The 19,787-nt window shown below is 71.1% G+C and carries 11 protein-coding genes; 8 read left to right on the top strand and 3 right to left on the bottom strand.

The features are described from left to right. Positions 1–50: 50 nt before the first annotated feature. Together ACFQO7_RS07800 and ACFQO7_RS07795 are read right to left on the bottom strand one after the other, a co-directional pair. Positions 51–3,767: a multifunctional oxoglutarate decarboxylase/oxoglutarate dehydrogenase thiamine pyrophosphate-binding subunit/dihydrolipoyllysine-residue succinyltransferase subunit gene (locus ACFQO7_RS07800; protein WP_376805783.1), complete on the bottom strand. Its 3,717-nt coding sequence runs from the start codon at positions 3,765–3,767 to the stop codon at positions 51–53. Between the two features lie 210 nt (positions 3,768–3,977). Next, positions 3,978–4,655 (bottom strand): hypothetical protein, encoded by a 678-nt coding sequence (locus ACFQO7_RS07795; protein WP_376805782.1) that lies wholly within the window; start codon positions 4,653–4,655, stop codon positions 3,978–3,980. Between the two features lie 79 nt (positions 4,656–4,734). On the opposite strand from ACFQO7_RS07795, the gene ACFQO7_RS07790 reads away from it, so the two are divergent. From ACFQO7_RS07790 to ACFQO7_RS07770, 5 genes are all read left to right on the top strand, one after another. After that, entirely contained in the window at positions 4,735–5,478 is a 744-nt protein-coding gene (locus tag ACFQO7_RS07790) for a GNAT family N-acetyltransferase (protein ID WP_376805781.1), read from the top strand. A gap of 35 nt (positions 5,479–5,513) precedes the next feature. Beyond that, entirely contained in the window at positions 5,514–6,389 is an 876-nt protein-coding gene (locus ACFQO7_RS07785) for a lysophospholipid acyltransferase family protein (RefSeq protein WP_376805780.1), read from the top strand. Between the two features lie 85 nt (positions 6,390–6,474). Beyond that, positions 6,475–7,161 (top strand): response regulator transcription factor, encoded by a 687-nt coding sequence (locus ACFQO7_RS07780; RefSeq protein ID WP_373314440.1) that lies wholly within the window; start codon positions 6,475–6,477, stop codon positions 7,159–7,161. Between the two features lie 56 nt (positions 7,162–7,217). Further along, positions 7,218–8,762, top strand: a complete 1,545-nt coding sequence (locus tag ACFQO7_RS07775; protein WP_376805950.1) for a sensor histidine kinase — start codon at positions 7,218–7,220, stop codon at positions 8,760–8,762. 107 nt (positions 8,763–8,869) lie between these two features. Further along, on the top strand, positions 8,870–10,420 hold the full coding sequence (locus ACFQO7_RS07770; protein ID WP_376805779.1) for a S1C family serine protease: 1,551 nt from the start codon (positions 8,870–8,872) through the stop codon (positions 10,418–10,420). Between the two features lie 747 nt (positions 10,421–11,167). Here ACFQO7_RS07770 and ACFQO7_RS07765 read toward each other — a convergent pair. After that, positions 11,168–14,377 (bottom strand): efflux RND transporter permease subunit, encoded by a 3,210-nt coding sequence (locus tag ACFQO7_RS07765; protein ID WP_376805778.1) that lies wholly within the window; start codon positions 14,375–14,377, stop codon positions 11,168–11,170. 322 nt (positions 14,378–14,699) lie between these two features. Here ACFQO7_RS07765 and ACFQO7_RS07760 point away from each other — a divergent pair, with 322 nt between their 5' ends. The 3 genes from ACFQO7_RS07760 to ACFQO7_RS07750 all read left to right on the top strand — a co-directional run bounded on the left by ACFQO7_RS07760 (position 14,700) and on the right by ACFQO7_RS07750 (position 19,738). After that, positions 14,700–15,413 (top strand): response regulator transcription factor, encoded by a 714-nt coding sequence (locus ACFQO7_RS07760; RefSeq protein ID WP_376805777.1) that lies wholly within the window; start codon positions 14,700–14,702, stop codon positions 15,411–15,413. Positions 15,414–15,421: 8 nt separating this feature from the next. Beyond that, entirely contained in the window at positions 15,422–16,882 is a 1,461-nt protein-coding gene (locus ACFQO7_RS07755) for a sensor histidine kinase (protein WP_376805776.1), read from the top strand. 261 nt (positions 16,883–17,143) lie between these two features. Further along, positions 17,144–19,738: a chitinase C-terminal domain-containing protein gene (locus ACFQO7_RS07750; RefSeq protein ID WP_376805775.1), complete on the top strand. Its 2,595-nt coding sequence runs from the start codon at positions 17,144–17,146 to the stop codon at positions 19,736–19,738. The last annotated feature ends 49 nt before the right edge of the window (positions 19,739–19,787 follow it).

Here is a 19,787-nt window from a genome sequence, read left to right as displayed (position 1 = left end):
CGCCGTCCCCGCCCCGCGCCTGCGGGCCGGGGACGGCGGTCATCGTCGGTTCAGGAGCGGGGCAGCGCCGCCTCCAGCAGCGCGGCCTGCTCGACGTCGTGCAGCTTGGTGGAGCCCACGGCCGGGGCCGCGGCGGCCGGGCGGGAGATGCGGCGCATGCGCACCCCGTCCAGGTGCTCCAGCAGGTTCAGGGCGACGAACGACCAGGCGCCCTGGTTGGCCGGCTCCTCCTGCACCCAGCAGAAGTCCTCGGCGCCGGCGTACTTGGCCAGCTCCGCCTTCAGCTCCTCCACCGGCAGCGGGTAGAGCTGCTCCAGGCGGATGATCGCGGTGTCGGTGACGCCGCGCTCCTGGCGCGCCTGGACCAGGTCGTAGTAGACCTTGCCCGAGCACAGCAGCACCCGCTTGACCTGCGCGGCGTCGAGCTGCGCGGTCTCGCCGAGCACGGGGGAGAAGGTGCCCTCGGTGAAGTCGGCCACCGACGACACCGCGAGGCGGTGCCGCAGCAGCGACTTCGGCGTGAACACGACCAGCGGCTTGCGCTTGCTCGACAGCGCCTGGCGGCGCAGCAGGTGGAAGTGGCTGGCCGGGGTCGACGGGATGGCGATGCGCATGTTGTCCTCGGCGGCCAGCTGCAGCCAGCGCTCCGGGCGGCCCGAGGTGTGGTCGGGGCCCTGGCCCTCGTGGCCGTGCGGCAGCAGGATCGCGAGGCTGGACCGCTGACCCCACTTGACCTCGCCCGAGCTGATGAACTCGTCGATCACCGACTGGGCGCCGTTGACGAAGTCGCCGAACTGGGCCTCCCACAGCACCAGCGCGGACGGGTCCTCGACCGAGTAGCCGTACTCGAAGCCGAGGGCGGCGTACTCGCTCAGCAGCGAGTCCTGCACGTGGAAGCGGGCGTCGTCGGCGGCCACCGCGGTGGCGGGCAGGAAGTCGCCGCCGGTCTGCGCGTCCACGATCGCCGCGTGCCGCTGCACGAAGGTGCCGCGGCGCGAGTCCTGGCCGGACAGGCGCACGGTCACGCCCTGGGCCAGCAGCGAGGCGAACGCGATGATCTCGCCGAAGCCCCAGTCGATGTCGCCCTCGACGGCCATCTTCGCCCGCTTGTCCAGCAGCTGCTGGATACGCTTGTGCGGGGTGAAGCCCTCGGGCAGCGCGGTGTGCGCCTCGCCGATGCGGCGGACCAGGTCGGTCGGGATCGCGGTGGCGACGGTCGGCTCCGGCAGCACCTCGCGGGCCCGGGTGAGCCGGCTGGACACCCCGGCGACCGCGTCGCGGGTGGCCTTGAACACCGTCTCCAGCTGCGTCTGGTAGTCGCGCAGCGCCTCCTCGGCCTGCTCGACGGTGATGTCGCCGCGGCCGATGAGCTCCTCGGTGTACAGCTTCCGCACCGAGCGCTTGGCGTCGATGATCTGGTACATCAGCGGGTTGGTCATCGACGGGTCGTCGCCCTCGTTGTGACCCCGGCGGCGGTAGCAGACCAGGTCGATCACGACGTCCTTGTTGAACGCCTGGCGGTACTCGAACGCCAGCCGCGCCACCCGGACGACGGACTCGGGGTCGTCGCCGTTGACGTGGAAGATCGGCGCCTGGATCATGCGGGCGACGTCGGTGCTGTACAGCGACGAGCGGCTGTACTCCGGGGCGGTGGTGAAGCCGACCTGGTTGTTGACGACCACGTGCACGGAGCCGCCGGTGCGGTAGCCGCGCAGCTGGGACAGGTTGAGCGTCTCGGCGACCACGCCCTGGCCGGCGAACGCGGCGTCGCCGTGCACCAGCAGCGGCAGCACCGTGTAGCCGTGCAGGCCCAGGTCGAGGCGGTCCTGCTTGGCCCGGACGATGCCCTCCAGCACCGGGTCCACGGCCTCCAGGTGCGACGGGTTGGCGGCCAGCGACACCGTGGTCGAGAACTGCCCGTCCGGCGAGGTGAACTTGCCGGTCATGCCCAGGTGGTACTTCACGTCGCCGGAGCCCTGCGCGGTCTTCGGGTCGAGGTGGCCCTCGAACTCGCCGAAGATCTTCTCGTACGGCTTGCCGACGATGTTGGCCAGCACGTTGAGCCGACCGCGGTGCGCCATGCCGATGACGACCTCGTCCAGGCCGCCCTCGGCGGAGGCCTGCAGGATCTCGTCGAGCAGCGGGATCAGCGACTCGCCGCCCTCCAGCGAGAATCGCTTCTGGCCGACGTACTTGGTCTGCAGGAAGGTCTCGAAGGCCTCGGCGGCGTTGAGCCGGCCCAGGACGTGCTTCTGCTCCTCCGGGCTGGGCTTGGTGTACTTGCGCTCGACCCGCTGCTGGATCCAGCGGCGCTCCTCCGGGTCGGTGATGTGCATGTACTCCACGCCGACGCGGCGGCAGTAGGAGTCGCGCAGCACGCCCAGGATGTCGCGCAGCTTCATCACGTCCTTGCCGGCGAAGCCGCCGACCGGGAAAGTGCGATCCAGGTCCCACAGGGTCAGGTCGTGCTGGCGCACGTCCAGGTCCGGGTGCTTGCGGATGGTGAACTCCAGCGGGTCGGTGTCGGCCATCAGGTGGCCCCGGACCCGGTAGGAGTGGATCAGCTCGATGACCCGCGCGGCCTTGTCGATCTGGCCCTCGGAGGTGTGCGCGATGTCGCGCACCCAGCGGACCGGCTCGTACGGGATGCGCAGCGCGGTGAAGATCTCGTCGTAGAAGCCGTGCTCGCCGAGCAGCAGCTCGTGCATGACCTTGAGGAACTCGCCGGACTGCGCGCCCTGGATGACCCGGTGGTCGTAGGTGCTGGTCAGCGAGATGATCTTGCTGACGGCCATGTCGGCCAGCTGCGACTCGCTCATGCCGGAGAACGGCGCCGGGTACTCCATCGCGCCGACGCCGATGATGGCGCTCTGGCCCTGCATCAGGCGCGGGATCGAGTGCACCGTGCCGATGCCGCCGGGGTTGGTCAGCGAGGTCGTGGTGCCGCTGTAGTCGTCCATGGTCAGCTCGTTCTTGCGAGCCCGGCGCACCACGTCCTCGTACGCCTGCCAGAACTGGCGGAAGTCCATCTGCTCGCAGCCCTTGATGGACGGCACCACCAGGTTGCGCGTGCCGTCGGGCTTGGCCAGGTCGATGGCGATGCCGAGGTTCACGTGCTCCGGCTTGACCAGCGACGGCTTGCCGTTGACCACGGCGAAGTGGTTGTTCATCTCCGGGTGCATGCCGATGGCGCGCACCATCGCGTACCCGATGAGGTGGGTGAAGCTGACCTTGCCGCCGCGGCCGCGGGTCAGGTGGTTGTTGATCACGATGCGGTTGTCGGAGATCAGCTTCGCCGGGACGGCGCGCACGCTCGTGGCGGTCGGCACCTCCAGCGAGGCGTCCATGTTCTCGACGATCTTGGCGGCGATGCCGCGCAGCGGCACGACCTGCGCACCGGCGGGCGCGGCCTTCTCGGCGGGCTTGGCCTGCGCCGGGGCCGCCTTGGCGGCGGCCGGGGCGGCCTGCGTCGCGGGAGCCGCGGCCGCGGCCTGTGCCGCGGCGGGGGCGGGCTGCGCCGGAGCGGCCGGCTGGGCGGGCGCGGCGGCCTTCGCGGAGGCGGCCGGCTTGGTGGCGGCCGGGGCGCTGTCGGCCGGCTTGTAGTCGGCGAAGAAGTCGTGCCACGCCGGATCGACGCTGGTCGGGTCGGCGAGGTACCGCTGGTACATCTCCTCCACGATCCACTCGTTCGGACCGAAGCTCGCCAGTGGGTTGTCCTGAACTGAGCGGCCAGTCGGGCCGGTGCCCGACGTGTGCTGGGTCGACACGGGTTCTTTCGCCTCTTCCGCACGTCTTTAACGAGTACTCAGAAAACCGGCTCCCAGGCTACGCGGTGCGCTGTGGGGCGGCACTCGCGGCACGGCTCCGTGTCGCATGACACACGTCGTCGTGTCCGCGACAGTACGCCCGGGGCGAAACCGCAGCTCCGAGGGTGACCCGCGGCACTACCGGGCCTCACCCGCGGTGACCGGACCGCCTCAGGCGGCCACCGCGATCCACGTGGCCTCGGCCCGTGCCAGCAGGGCCCCGTCCGGGGCGTAGAGCGACGAGCGGACCAGCGCCTTGCGGCCCTCCCGGCGTACCGGCTGCCCGACGACCACGCACTCGTCGTCGGACTCGGGCAGCCCGTCCACGGCCACGGCGTATCGGCCGAGCACGAACGCCTGGTCGCGGTCGATGACGGCCCAGCCGCCGGGACAGTCCAGCGCCGCCCAGACGACCGTCGGCGAGACGTCGGGCGGCACCACGAAGGTGGCCGCCGTCCGCCCGTCGGGCAGCCGCCCGGGGAAGATGCGCAGCCCGTCGGGGCGCAACGGCCCGCACACGAAACAGGTCGGGAACGGGTGGTCGGTGTGCCCGGCGTAGCGGCCGGACGCGGCCAGCGCCTCGGTCCGGCTCACCGGCGGCACGGCCGGGATGTCGTCGGCGCGGCGGGCGGCCGAGGCGATCAGCGCGCCGTCCGGATCGGTCAGCGCCCAGCCGTCGGCCGTCGCCGTGACCTCCAGCCCGGTGTCCAGTGGGGGCGGCTTGCGCAAGGTGATCTCGATCAAACCGTCGACCGTGCCGACAGCCCCCGCGACCAGGCCACTCGTCCAGCCGCCGTTGCCGGAGCCGGGCGGGCCGCTGTGCCGGGCGTCGATCACCAGGGAGGTCATGCCTCCAAGCCTCTCACTCTTCATGTGCCGGTCATCCAGCACGGGCCCAGGTGTCAAGCAGGGCTTCTACACAGGGCACATGACAACGATGTTGCTCACCGCCGCCCCCACCGGCTACTCCGCGCTGATCGCCGGGGACGCGGCCACGGTCGAGGCGGCCCAGCGGCTGCGCTACCGCGTCTTCGCCGAGGAGATGGGCGCCCAGCTTCCCGACACCGGGGGCCTGGACGTCGACGAGTACGACGCGTACTGCGATCACCTGGTGGTGCGGGAGGACCGCACCGGGGAGATCGTCGGCACGTACCGCCTGCTGCCCCCGCAGCGGGCCATCTGGCTGGGCCGCCGGTACGGCGACAGCGAGTTCGATCTGACCGCGCTCACCGTGCTGCGTGACCAGCTGGTCGAGGCGGGACGCAGCTGCGTGCACCCCGACCACCGCACCGGCGCCGTGATCAACCTGATGTGGGCCGGCATCGCCAAGTACCTCGACCGGATGGGGCACCGCTGGCTCAGCGGCTGCGCCTCGGTGCCGCTGGCCGACGGGGGCGCGCAGGCGTCGCAGGTGTGGGACCTGGTGTCCCGCAAGCACCTGTCCCCGCCGCAGCTGCGCGTGCTCCCGCGCAACCCGTGGCAGGCACAGCCGGTCGAGCGGCCCGCCACCATCGCCGCCGCACCCCCGCTGCTGCGTGGCTACCTGCGGCTGGGCGCCTGGGTCGCCGGCGCGCCCGCGTACGACCCGTCCTTCGGCGTGGCCGACTTCTACGTGCTGCTCGGCGTGGATCGGATCGACCCGCGCTACCTCAAGCACTTCCTGGCCGCGTGAGCGGCTCGCGACAAGGGGTGGACACCGTGCGAGCGATGAGAACCGCGCCCCGGGCGGCGGCCCTGCCGCCCGTTCAGGTCCGGCCGACCGCGCCGCCGCGCATACCGTTCGACCAGCTGTGGCGGCCGTACGCCGACTGCGGCCGGCAGTGCGGATGCGACGGCGGACCGCAGGTCGGCCGGGCGCGGCGGGTGCTGCGGGCCGTGGCGGGCGGGCTGGTGCTGCTGCTCGGGGTGCTGCTGCCGTGGCGGCCCGATCTGCTGGCCCGCGCGCTGCTGCGGGCCATGGGCATCCGGCTGCGGGTCACCGGGCCAGGGGTCGTGCCCGGCGCGCTGCTGGTCGGCAACCACGTGTCGTGGCTGGACATCGTCGTGATGACCGCGCTGAGCCGCCGCGCGGGACGGCTGCGCATGGTGGCCAAGACCGAGGTCGCCGCGTGGCCGGTGATCGGGCGGATCGCCCGCCGGCAGCGGACGATCTTCGTGGACCGGGCCCGGCCCCGCGTGCTGCCCGACACGGTCGCCCAGGTGTCGGCGGCGTTACGGGCGGGTCAGGCGGTGCAGGTGTTCCCGGAGGGGACCACCACGTGCGGGCCGCACCCGGTGCCGTGGCGCGCGGCCTTCCTGCAGGCCGCGATCGACGCCGAGGCGCCGGTGCAGACGTTCACGCTGCGCTACGCCCACCCGGCGGCCGGTTTCGTCGGGGACGACACGCTCGTCGTCTCGCTGCGACGGGTGCTCGCGGCCCGGGGCATGTCCGCAGCCGTGCTGCTGGGCGCGCCGCGTCCGGCCGACGCGCCCCGGCGGGAACTCGCCGCCCGGCTCTCGCACGCCGACCTCCCGCGACCTGAGCGTGTGGACGGGGCTGGCGTCATGGGCCGAACCAGCGGCGATACTTCCGAATTCAGCTGATTCGCCGGTTTCTGTCGTCCAATTCACAGGAAGCGTTCAGGGTATCCACAGCGCCGGGCGAGTGACCCGGCGCAGGATGGAGGACATGCCTGAGGCGAATCTGCTCGTGGTGGAGGATGACCCGAACATCCTGGAGCTGCTGTCGGCCAGCCTGCGTTTCGCGGGCTTCGAGGTCAAGGCGGTGGGCGACGGCGCGACCGCGCTCGACGCCGCCGCGAAGGCGCGGCCCGACCTCGTCGTGCTCGACGTGATGCTGCCGGACCTGGACGGCTTTGAGGTGATCAAGCAGCTGCGCCAGGACCGCGGCCGCGTGCCGGTGGTGTTCCTGACCGCGCGCGACGCCACCGACGACAAGATCCGCGGGCTGACCCTGGGCGGCGACGACTATGTCACCAAGCCGTTCAGCCTGGAGGAGCTGACCGCCCGCATCCGTGCGGTGCTGCGGCGCACCAACGGCGAGACCGGCACGCCCCGGCTCACCTTCGCCGACCTGGAGCTGGACGAGGAGACGCACGAGGTGCGCCGGGCGGGCAACCTGGTGCAGCTCTCGCCGACCGAGTTCAAGCTGCTGCGTTACCTGATGCTGAACCCCAACCGGGTGCTGTCCAAGGCGCAGATCCTCGACCACGTGTGGAACTACGACTTCCGGGGCGACGACAACATCGTCGAGTCATACATCTCGTATCTGCGCCGCAAGGTCGACAACGTCTCACCCCGCCTCATCCAGACCCTGCGCGGCGTCGGTTACGTGCTGCGCAAGCCGACGTCGTGAAGCTGGCCCGGCCGACCCGCGACCAGCCGCTACGCGTCAAGCTCGTGGCGTACACCATGCTGCTGCTGGTTCTGGCGATCGTGCTGATCGGCGTGGCCAGCCACATGGCGATGCGCCGCTACCTCACCGATCGCCTCGACGGCGACCTCGACGGCGCCATGACGGCGCTGAAGGCACAGGTGGCCAAGGTTTCCTTCCAGCCCGGCACCAACACCACCGTCCTGCTGCCCAGCGACTTCATCATCGGCGGTGAGAAGGGTGGCGAGCTCGCACCGGGCGCGGAACCCTGGTGGCTGCACGGTCCGCCCAACGTGACCGAGCAGGACCTGCCCCGGTTGCCGCCGCCCAGCGAGCTGCGCGACCGGGCCGGCCAGTACCTCACGGTCCACGCGCGCGACGGCGCACCGAACTGGCGGGTCCTCGTGGGGGAGCTGAAGCTGGGTGACCGCACCGACGTGTTCCTGGTCGCGGAGCGGACCACCACCATCGACGACGCGGTGAACCGCCTGCTGTGGATCAACATCTACGGCGGCGCGGCAGTGCTCATCCTGGCCGCGATGATCGGCACCGAGCTGGTCCGGCGCAGCCTGCGGCCGCTGGCCGCGATCGAGAAGACGGCACGGGCGATCGCCGGCGGCGACCTGACCCAGCGCGTGCCCGACCCGGAGGAGGGCTGCGGGACGCCCCGCACCGAGGTCGGCTCGCTGGCCCGCGCGCTCAACGCGATGCTGGCGCAGATCGAGACCGCGTTCACGGCGCGCGCCGCCTCCGAGACGTCGGCCCGCGCGGCCGAGTCCGCCGCCCGCGACGCCGCCGAGGCGGCACAGGTCTCCGAGGGGCGGGCGCGCCGCTCGGAGGAGAAGATGCGGCGTTTCGTCGCCGACGCCTCGCACGAGCTGCGTACGCCGCTGACCACCATCCGCGGCTTCGCCGAGCTGTACCGGCAGGGCGCGGCCCGCGAGCCGGCGGAGACCGCCGCACTCGTGAAGCGGATCGAGGACGAGTCCCGCCGGATGGGGCTGCTCGTCGACGACCTGCTGCTGCTGGCCCGGATGGACCAGGAACGCCGGCTGCAGCCCGGCCCGGTCGAGCTGCGCGTGCTGGCGGTGGACGCGGTGCAGGCGGCGCGGGTGATGGACCCGACGCGACAGGTCGAGCTGGTCGTCGCGCCTGACGCGGGCCACCTGGTGGTCGCCGGAGACGACGCCGCGCTGCGCCAGGTCATCGGCAACCTCATGAGCAACGCCCTGGCACATACGCCCCCGGGCACCCGCGTCGAGTTGCGGCTGCGCTCCGAGTCGGAGCAGGCTGTGCTGGAGGTGGCCGACGAAGGCCCCGGCCTCGACCCGGCCCAGCGGGACCGGGTGTTCGAGCGGTTCTTCCGCGCTGACGCCGCGCGGACCCGCCGGGCCAACGGCCACGTCAGCACCGGACTGGGCCTGGCCATCGTGGCCGCGCTGGTGGAGGCGCACCACGGCACGATCGAGGTCGACAGCGAGCCCGGCAAGGGTGCCGTGTTCCGGGTACGGGTGCCGCTCGTTGAGATCACCGACGATGCAGATGATCAGTTCGACAGCCCGTCGGAGCAGGTGGATGCCTGATGAAACGCGCCTTCGACCCCGTGTTCGACCCGTGACCGGGCCCGACTCACAGACATTTTCCAGATCCAACCCAGAACAGACGCAGCGTCGCACGGAAGACTGAGGACATGAGCGAGTACGACAAGCCCCAGACCGCAGCGGAGCCGGCCGGACCGGTCGAGCCTGCCGCCGTACCCCCGCGTCCGGAGGCGACGGCCGGCTCCGTGCCGGCCACTCCTGCTCACGCGGCACCCGACGACACCGTCGTCACCCCGCCCCAGACGGCGGTTCAGACGCCCGGCCTGCCGGTCGAGCCCGCGCCGGCGACGGCCCCGGCGACGTGGCAGCAGCCCGCCGCGGCGGCTCCGGCCGGTCCGCAGCCCCCGGCCGGTCCGCAGCCGCCCGCCTACCCGGGTGCTGCGCAGACCGGTTACCAGCAGCCGGGATACCCGCAGGCCGCTCCGGCCTCCGCGCAGCCCGGCTCCGCTTACCCGGGGACTCCGGCGACCTACCCGACGTCCGGTTACCCCGGCGCCCCGACGTCCGGTTACCCCGGCTCGGGGTACCCCGCCGCGGGCTACCCGACCGGTTCGTATCCGACCGCCGCACAGCCCGCGTGGACCCCGCCCGGCACGCCCGGCAAGAGCGTCGGCGGCACCATCGCCAAGGTGGCCCTCGGCTCGGTGGCCGCGGTGCTGCTCGCGCTGGGCTCCGGCGTGGCCGGTGCGGTGATCGCGACAAACTACGCCCAGGACGGCAAGATCACGGTTTCTTCCGGCAGCACCGCCGCCGCGCCCGTGGTGGACCGCTCCTCGCTGTCCGGCGTGGCCAAGGCGATCCAGCCCAGCGTGGTGAACATCAGTACCGGAACCGGAGAGGGCTCGGGCATCATCCTCACCGAGAACGGCTACATCCTCACCAACAACCATGTGGTCGCCGGTGCCGAGGGGCGTGACGTCACGGTCACCCTGTCCAGCGGCAAGAAGGTGCCCGCCAAGATCGTGGGCACCGATCCGCGGACCGATCTCGGCGTGGTCAAGGCCGAGGCGACCGGGCTCACGCCCGCCCCGTTCGGCAACAGCGACCAGGTCGCCGTCGGCGACACCGCGCTGGCCATCGGCAGCCCGCTGGGCCTGCGCGGCTCGGTGACGGCCGGCATCATCAGCGCCCGCGACCGCACCATCTCGGTCGGCGAGGGCCGCTCCACCTCGCTGTCCGGCCTGCTGCAGACCGACGCCCCGATCAACCCGGGCAACTCCGGCGGCGCGCTGGTCAACACCAAGGGCGAGGTGATCGGCGTCAACACCGCCATCGCCACGAACGGCAGCAGCGACGGCAACATCGGCGTCGGATTCGCCATCCCGAGCAACAAGGCCAAGGGCATCGCCGAGCAGATCATGAACGGCAAGCCGGTCAGCCACCCGTACCTGGGCGTCTCGGTGACGGCCTCGGACACCGGCGGCGCCGCCATCAGCGCGGTGACCGAGAACAGCCCGGCCAACAAGGCGGGGCTGCAGAAGGGCGACATCATCAGCAAGTTCAACGGGAAAATCATCAACGACAGCGATGACCTGGTGTCTGCCGTCCAATCGGGCACCGTCGGGCAGCAGGTGACCGTCGAGTTCAGCCGAAACGGCGAGGCCAAGACGGCAACTGTCACGCTCGGCGAAGCGTCCTAATAGCAGCGCACAGGATCTGTGCCTCCTCCCCACCCGGCGGCGGGCGGGGGTGACCATCGGGGTTGGTCACCACCGCCCGCCGCCACCTTTGTGCCCGGCCTGTCGCGCGCCGTGATCGCCCGACTTGCCGGGCACCTGTGCGTATCTTGAGCACGCATTCGCCCGGTTGCCAGGCGCTCGGCGATCATGTCGGAGCATTCGGTTCTGGGTCTCCTCGGGCGGCAGCATGCCAGGCCGGCGGGCCGGCAGGCCGGTGCGAACGGGGCGTTGGGTGGCGATCCGCGAGTCGGTAGTGCCCCTTTCCGGGAAATGGTTGCCTCAGGGTGGGCGAGCCGGCTCAGTGCTGGACCAAGATCTGTTTTTGTGGACGATGGACGCCCCTATAAGGGCAGTTGGCGTCCACAAAAACAGATCTTGTCGCTGGGCGAAGGCGCGGGCGTGCCGGCGTCGAGGCGAGAATGTCTCGCCGTCTCGCCGTCTCGCCGTCTCGCCGTCTCGCCGCGCGCCCGCGTGGCGGCGTGGCGGCGTGCCTGGGTTGCGGTGCGAATGCTGACGCTCTGGCTGACCGGCCCCGTGGCGATCACGGGCGTGCTCGGGTAGACGGATTCGGTGAGCAGCTCACCGGCTGTGGCGCGTTAAGAAGGGCACCTTCTATATCGCGGAGCGATAAGAAGGTGCCCTTCCTTTGGTTGCTGCCCGTCCCGGGGAGGCGGCCCCGGGACGGGCAGGGTTGGGGGAGGACCGGCGTCAGCGGAGGGCTTCGGCCAGGTCCTCGTCGGTGAGGTCGGTACGCGGCTGCTGGGCGACGGTCGCGGCGGTCGCCTCGGTGTGCTGCTCGGCGCGCGGGGAGGCGTGCTTGCCGCCGTTGCGCTTGCGCTTGACCCGGGCCTTGAAGCCTTCCACCAGGGAGTAGAGGACCGGCACCAGGACCAGTGTGAGCAGCGTGGAGCTGACCAGACCGCCGATCACCACGACGGCCAGCGGCTGCGAGATGAACGCGCTGGACTCGGTCAGGCCCAGTGACATCGGCAGCAGCGCGAAGATGGTCGCCACCGCCGTCATCAGGATCGGGCGCAGGCGGCGACGCCCGCCCTCGATGATCGCGTCACGCGTGGTGTAGCCGTCGGCCCGGTACTGGTTGATCAGGTCGAGCAGCACGATCGCGTTGGTGACCACGATGCCGACCAGCATCAGCAGACCGATCATGGCGGCCAGGCCGAGCGGCTGACCGGTGACGGCCAGCAGGCCCAGCGCGCCGGTCGCCGCGAACGGCACCGAGATCAGCAGGATCAGCGGCTGCACCAGCCCGCGGAAGGTGGCGATCATGATGATGAACACCAGGGCGATGGCGACCAGCATGGCCAGTCCCAGGTCGCCGAAGGCGTCCTGCTGGGCCTCGGTGACACCGCCGATGGAGTACGTCGCGCCGTCGGGCAGGTCGAGACTCTTCAGCTTCTTGTCCAGCTCGGCGTTGATCGTGCCCAGGGCCTCCTGGCTCGGGGTGCCCGTCACTTTGGCGGTGCGGACCTGGTCCACGCGGTTGATCTGGCTCGGGCCGGCCACCGTGTTGACGTCGGCGACGGCGTCCAGGGTGACGCCGGGGCCGATCGGCAGGGCGCGCAGCGCGGCGATGTCGGCCGGGGCCGCGCCGGTACGCAGCACGACCGGCTGCTCGATGCCGTTGAGCACGACGCGGGTGAGCGTGGTGCCACGGAACGCCTGCCCGATCAGCTGACCCAGCGCGGCGTCGCTCAGCCCGGCCCGAGCCGCGGCGGCCCGGTCCAGGGTGACCTGCACCTGCGGGGTGTTGGCGGCCAGGTCGCTGTCGACCTCGGTGACGTTGGGCAGCTCGGCCACGGCGGCGCGGATCTGCTCGGCCGCGGCGCGCAGCGTGGCGTCGTCGGCCGCCTCGACCGCGACCTCCAGGCCGTTGCCGCCGAAGCCGCCCTGCACCGCGCCGACCACGACCTCGCCGACGGCGCTGTCGTCCAGCGCGTCGATCTTGTCGCGCAGCGTTTCGGTGAGCTTCGCCTGGTCGGTGCCGGTCTCCGAGGTCACCTGGAAGCGGGCCTGGGTGGTGTTGGCGCCGCCGCCACCGCCGAAGATGCCGCCGCCGCCACCGACGGTGACCTGGTACGACTTCACGCCGTCGGTCTCGTCGAGGATCTTCTCGACCCGCTTGGCGGCCTCGTCGGTGCTGGCCAGCGAGGTGCCGATCGGCATCGTCTGGCTGATCGAGAACGAGTTGCCGGAGCTCTCGATGAAGCTGGTCTCGATCTTGGTGGCGAGGTAGCCGGTGCCCGCGATCACGCCGAACGCCAGCAGCAGGGTCACGAAGCGGTGGCCCAGCGACCAGCGCAGCACGGGCACGTACGCCCGCTGGAGCGGGTTGCGCAGTTCCTTGGCCTCGGCCTCGGCCCGGATCTGCGCCAGCTCCTCGGCGGTGCCCTGCGGCGACTTGAGGAACCAGTACGCCATGACGGGGACGATGGTCAGCGAGACCAGCAGGGAGGCCAGCAGCGCCGCGGTCACGGTCAGGCCGAACGGGCCGAACAGCTGGCCGACCATGCCGCCGACGAGCGCGACGGGCAGGAACACCGCGACGGTGGTCAGCGTCGAGGCGGTCACCGCGCCGGAGACCTCCTTCACCGCGGTGAGGATGGCCTGCTTCTTGGGTTCGCCGTACTCCAGGTGGCGTTTGATGTTCTCCAGGACCACGATCGAGTCGTCGACCACCCGGCCGATCGCGATCGTCAGGCCGCCCAGGGTGAGCAGGTTGAGCGAGTAGTCGCCGGCCCACAGCGCGATCAGCGCGATGACCACGCTGACCGGGATCGACACGGCGGTGACCAGGGTCGAGCGGACCGACAGCAGGAAGACCAGGATCACCAGCACGGCGAAGGCCAGGCCGAGCGCGCCCTCGGTGGTCAGGCTGCTGACCGAGCGCTCCACCTCGGGGGCCTGGTCGAAGATGACCTGCAGCGCGCCGCCCGCGCCGAGCTGTGCGGCGAGCTCGGGCAGCTTGTCGTTGACCTGGTGCGAGATCTCGACGGCGTTCGCGCCGGGCAGGGCGGTGACGCCGACGCCCAGGCTCGGCTTGCCGTTGGTACGGGTCAGCGTGGTCGCCTCGGCGGGCGCGGAGGTCACCGTGGCGACGTCCTTGAGCTGCACCGGGGCGGCGGCGGGCTGGCCGGCCACGGGGCGCTGGGCGCCGGCCGCGCCGAGGTACAGGTTGCCGATCTCGTCGACGGTGCTGAAGCGGCTGCCGACCGCCACGGAGTAGACCAGGCCGCCGTCGGTGATCACGCCGCCGGGCATGCTGATGCCGTTGGCGGTCAGCGCGCCGGTCACCGCCTGTGCGGTCAGGCCCTTGGCGGCCAGCTTGACCGGGTCCAGGTCGATGGTGACCTGCGGGGTGCGGTCGCCGGACAGGGTCGCCTCGCGTACGCCCTCGATGTTGTTCAGGGCCGGCAGCACGGTGGCCCGCACCCGGCGGGCCAGCTCCTGGTCGTCGCCGCCGGCGCCGCTGGCGGCCAGCTGGATGACCGGGATGTCGTCGGTGGTGCCCGCGAAGACCGCCGGGTCCACGTTCTGCGGCAGGCGGGCGTCGATACGCGCCAGCGCCTGCTGGATGTCGCCCTCGACCTGCTCGACGTCCGCGCCGTAGTCGAAGCTGACGCCGATGGTGGCGGAGCCGTTGCGCGACGTCGACGTCACGTTGGTGACCCCGGTGACGCCCGCGACCGCCTGCTCGATCGGGATGGCGACCTGCTGCTCGACGATCTCCGGCGTGGCGCCGGGGTACGCGGCGACCACGGAGACCATCGGGAACTGCAGGTCAGGGAACATCTGCTGCCGCAGTTGCGGCAGCACGAAAGCGCCCGCTCCGAGGATCGCCACGGTGATCAGCGCGACGAGCCCGCGGTTGGCGAGGCTCAGCCTGGCCAGGAAGGACATGACGACTCCAGGTGCAACACGGTCGAGCGGTATGGGGGAATGACGACCGCCGCAGTCAACCAGCTCAACGCGCAGGAACTGTGAACCGAACCTGAAAGCCAGCCGAAAGCCGCTTCGAGTTCGTCACAGTCGGCCCGCGCCAGTTGCCGGGGGACAGGGGGAACGAGTCCCCAAGGTACGCGCCGTCGACCGGCGAATCGGTCGATATCGGGCGTGAGCTCGGTGACTTTCAGCATCTATTCGGGTTCTCTGCAGGGGGCATGCGGGCCGGACCGGGCACACTTGCCACGCCCGACGAAGCGCGCACCCCTGGGAGCTGTCGATGAAACCCGAGAAGGGCGAGCAGCGCCGCCTGCTCGTGGTGGACGACGAGCCCACCATCGTGTCGCTGCTGTCGGCCAGCCTGCGGTTCGTCGGCTTCGAGGTGCGCACCGCCGCCACCGGCGCGGAGGCGCTGGCGGTGGCCGCCGAGTTCAAGCCCGAGCTGCTGGTGCTCGACGTGATGCTGCCCGACTGCGACGGCTTCGAGGTCGTCCGGCGGCTGCGGGCCGGTGGCGCGCACGTGCCGGTGCTGTTCCTGACCGCCCGCGACGGCGTGCAGGACAAGATCACCGGCTTGACCGTGGGCGGCGACGACTACGTGACCAAGCCGTTCAGCCTGGAGGAGGTCGTCGCCCGGATCCGCGCCGTGCTGCGCCGCACCTACACCGGCGCGGCCGCGCCCACCGACGACACCACGCTGCGTTTCGCCGACCTCGAACTCGACGAGGAGACCCACGACGTGCGCCGGGCCGGCAAACTCGTGCGGCTCAGCCCGACCGAGTTCAAGCTGCTGCACTACCTGCTGGTCAACGCCGACCGGGTGGTCAGCAAGGCGCAGATCCTCGACCACGTCTGGCGGTACGACTTCGGCGGCGACGCTCGCATCGTCGAGTCCTACATCTCCCTGCTGCGCCGCAAGGTCGACACGGTCGATCCGCCGCTCATCCACACCCTGCGCGGGTTCGGCTACTCCCTGCGACTGCCGAGATCGTGAGGCGGCTGATGCGCGGGCCGAAGCGCTGGTCACTGCGAGCCCGGCTGCTGGCCGGGGTGCTCGCGCTGGTCTGCGCCGGCTTCGTCGTCGCCGACATGGCCAGCGTGTCGCTGCTGCGCATGTACATGATCCAGCAGATCGACGACCAGCTCGACCTCGCCATGCACGACCTCACCGCACGCGACCGGAGCGAGTTCACGCAGGACGAGGTCGACAAGTTCACCAAGGACAAGGCCGAGGGCCGGTCCTTCTTCGACGCGTACGTCCTGGAGCTGCGGGACAACGACGGCGGCGTCCAGGCGCAGTACGGCCGGGACCAGCGCGGCGGGCCCGCCCTGCCGCGCCTGGACATCGAGTCGGTGCGGCGGCTGGCCGGCAAGCCGTTCTTCGTGCCCAACGAGGTCTCCTACCACCGGCACCCTGGATACCAGGTGCTGGTGGGGGAGCGGCTCGACGGCACGGGCAGCGTCGTCATCGCGTACGACCTCACCGGGGTGGCCAAGACGATGGCCCGGCTCGGGGCGATCGAGATCGCGGTGACGCTCGCGGTGCTCGGGCTGGCCACCGCGCTCGGGGTATGGGTGATCCGGATGGGCCTGCGGCCGCTGACCGAGGTCGAGCAGACCGCCGAGGAGATCATCGCGGGCGGCGACCTGTCCCGCCGGGTGCCCGAACAGGTTGCCCCGCGCACCGAGATGGGACGGCTGTCACGCACCCTCAACACGATGCTGGCCCAGATCGAGGGCTCGTTCGCCGAACGCACCGAGTCCGAGGCGCGGCTGCGCCGCTTCGTCGCGGACGCCTCGCACGAGCTGCGCACCCCGCTCACGGGCATCCGGGGCCTGGCCGAACTGCACCGCCAGGGCGTGGTCACCGACCCGGCCGAGGTCTCCGCGCTGCTGGCCCGCATCGAGACCGAGGCGACCCGGATGGGCCTGCTCGTCGAGGACCTGCTGATGCTGGCCCGGCTCGACGAGCAGCGGCCGCTGCGCAGCGAGCCCGTCGACCTGGTGCCCATCGCCGCCGACGCCATCGAGTCCGCGCAACTGCGCGAGCTGGACCGGCCGCTGCGGCTGGAGCTGCTCGACGGCGAGCCGCCCGTCGTCCTCGGCGACGAGGACCGGCTCCGTCAGGTGGTCACGAACCTGCTCGGCAACGCCCTCACCCACACCCCGGCGGGCACGCCGGTGACGGTGCGGGTCGGCGTCGAGGGCGACCGGGCGGTGCTCCAGGTCATCGACAGGGGCCCCGGCCTGTCCCCGGCCCACGCCGAACGGGTCTTCGAGCGCTTCTACCGCGCCGACCCGGCCCGCGCCCGCGATTACGAGCGCTCGCCGGCGGCCGGGTCCGGGCTGGGCCTGTCCATCGTGGCCGCCCTGATCGCCGCCCACGGCGGCGAGGTCTGCCACCGTCCCACCCCCGGCGGCGGCGCCACCTTCCGCATCACCCTCCCCCTCTTCCCCGCCTGACCCTCCGCCTTGGACGAAGGAAGGGCACCTTCCCGCCGCCGTAGGTAAAGGAAGGGAAGCAGAAGTTGATCATGAAGTTGTGGTTGCGACACGCCGCTGAGCCGTGCCATAGGTTCATGATCAACGCGGGTGGGTGGGGAACCTTAAGTGCGGGTTAAAGATCGGCGGTGACCTCTTGTGTGGTCGGGGTCACCGGATTAACTTTTAGCAAACTTAACTAAAGGTTTCTCCATAGCTGCTCTTCGCCCCAGGAGGGTGATCGTGCAACGTAAACCGCTTCTCAACATCTTCGTCGCCGTGGCGACGGCGCTGGTCGGGACCGCTGTCGCCGTCGCGGTGTCGGGCACCGCCGGTGGTGCCGCGGTCGACCACAACGCCTGCCGACCGGACGGTCTGTACCAGACGCCCGGCGTGACCGTGCCCTACTGCGACGTCTACGACACCAACGGCCGCGAGTCGATGGGGGCGGGCCACCCGCGCCGCATCATCGGCTACTTCACCAACTGGCGCACCGGCAAGAACGGCGCCCCGGCGTACCTGGCCAACCAGATCCCATGGTCGAAGGTCACGCACATCAACTACGCGTTCGCGCACGTTGACGGCACCAACAAGATCTCGATCGGCAACCCGACCGAGGCGAACAACGCCTCCACCAACATGACCTGGCCCGGCGTGGCCGGCGCGGAGATGGACCCGGCGTTGCCGTACACCGGGCACTTCAACCTGCTCAACAAGTTCAAGAAGCAGTACCCGGACGTCAAGACGCTGGTCAGCGTCGGCGGCTGGGCCGAGACCGGCGCGTACTTCGACGGCAGCGGCGCGCGGATCGACTCCGGCGGCTTCTACCGGATGACCACCAACACCGACGGCTCGATCAACACGGCCGGCATCAACACCTTCGCCGACTCCGTGGTGACGTTCCTGCGCACGTACGGCTTCGACGGCGTGGACATCGACTACGAGTACCCGACGTCCAACAAGGACGCCGGCCACCCGCTGGACTTCACCCAGTCCAACGCGCGCCGGGCCGGCCTGAACGCGTCGTACCAGATCCTGATGAAGGCGCTGCGGGAGAAGCTCGACACGGCCGCCGCGTCCGACGGCAAGTACTACATGGTCACCGTCGCGGCCCCGGCCTCCGGCTGGCTGCTGCGCGGCATGGAGTCGTTCCAGGCCACGCAGTACCTCGACTACATCAACATCATGTCGTACGACCTGCACGGCGCGTGGAACCAGTACGTCGGCCCGAACGCCTCCCTGTACGACGACGGCCAGGACAACGAGCTGACCGCGGGCGGGGTCTACAACGCCTACGCGGGCATCGGCTCGCTGAACACCGACTGGGCCTACCACTACTACCGCGGCGCGGTGCAGAGCGGGCGCATCAACATCGGCGTGCCGTACTACACCCGCGGCTTCCAGAACGTCACCGGCGGCACCAACGGCCTGTGGGGCACCGCGGCCAAGACGGCGAACTGCCCGATCGGCACGCAGAGCCCCTGCGGCAACGGCGCGATCGGCATCGACAACCTGTGGCACGACCTGGACACCGCGGGCAACGAGGAGCCGGCCGGCTCCAACCCGATGTGGCACGCCAAGAACCTGGAGAACGGCATCGCCGGCTCCTACCGGGCGGCGTACGGCCTCACCCCGGCGACCGACCCGGCCGACACGCTGACCGGCACGTACGTGCGCAACTACTCCTCGACCCTGGTCGCGCCGTGGCTGTGGAACGCGCAGAAGAAGGTCTTCCTGTCCACCGAGGACGAGCAGTCCATCGGGGTCAAGGCCGACTACGTGGTGAACAAGGGCATCGGCGGCATCATGATCTGGGAGCTGGCCGGCGACTACGCGTACGACTCGGCGGCCGGCGAGTACCGGATGGGCAACACGCTCACCAACACCATCGCCGCCAAGTTCGCCACCGCCTCGGCGTACGGCGCGAGCCGGTCGAACACGGCGCTGCCCGCCCAGACCATCAACGTGGACGTGCAGCTCGGCGGGTTCGCCCTGGGCGACTCGAACTACCCGATCAACCCGAAGCTGAAGCTGGTCAACAACACGACCACCACCATTCCCGGCGGGGCGGTGCTCGACTTCGACTACGGCACCTCGGCGCCGGGCAACATGAGCCAGCAGTCCGGCTGGACGATGGCGGTCACCCCGGGCCACACCGGCAACAACGTCGGCGGTCTCAAGGGCGACTTCCACCACGTGAAGCTGACCCTGCCGAGCTGGCAGACGGTGGCCCCGGGCGCGTCGATCGAGCTGACGCTCAACTACGTGCTGCCGATCGCGTCGCCGTCGAACTACACGCTCACCTTCGGCGGGCAGACCTACAACCTGGCCGTCAACCGCAGCCGGGGCGGGGTCGCGCCGACGGTGTCGCCCTCGGGCTCGGTCCCGCCGAGCGCGTCCGCGTCGCCGAGCACCCCGCCCGGCACCTGCACCGACCCGGTGTGGAGCCCGACGCAGATCTACACCGGCGGCAACCGGGTGTCGTACAACGGCCGCGCCTACCGTGCCCAGTGGTGGACGCAGGGCGAGACCCCCGGCGTCGCGTCGGTGTGGGTCGACCTCGGCCCGTGCACGGGCGGCAGCGCCTCGCCGTCGGCCTCGCCCAGCGCGTCGCCGTCGAGCAGCCCGTCGGTCTCGCCGAGCGTGTCGCCCAGCGCTTCGCCGAGCGCCAGCCCGTCCACCTCGCCCGGGGCCTACCCGGCGTGGGCGCCGAACACCGCGTACGCGGTCGGCACGCGGGTCACCTACGGCGGCCGGTCGTACCAGTGCCGCCAGGCGCACACCTCCATCACCGGCTGGGAGCCGCCGAACGTCGGCGCGCTCTGGCTGGCCCTGTAACCGGTCCGGCCCGGCGCGCCGCCCCTTCCAACCGGCGCGCCGGGCCGGC

The sequence above is a fragment of the Catellatospora aurea genome (assembly GCF_042663325.1).
Taxonomy (GTDB): Bacteria; Actinomycetota; Actinomycetes; order Mycobacteriales; family Micromonosporaceae; genus Catellatospora; species Catellatospora aurea.
Note: the sequence above shows the minus strand (reverse complement) of the source record. Positions and strands in the feature narration are given on the sequence as shown.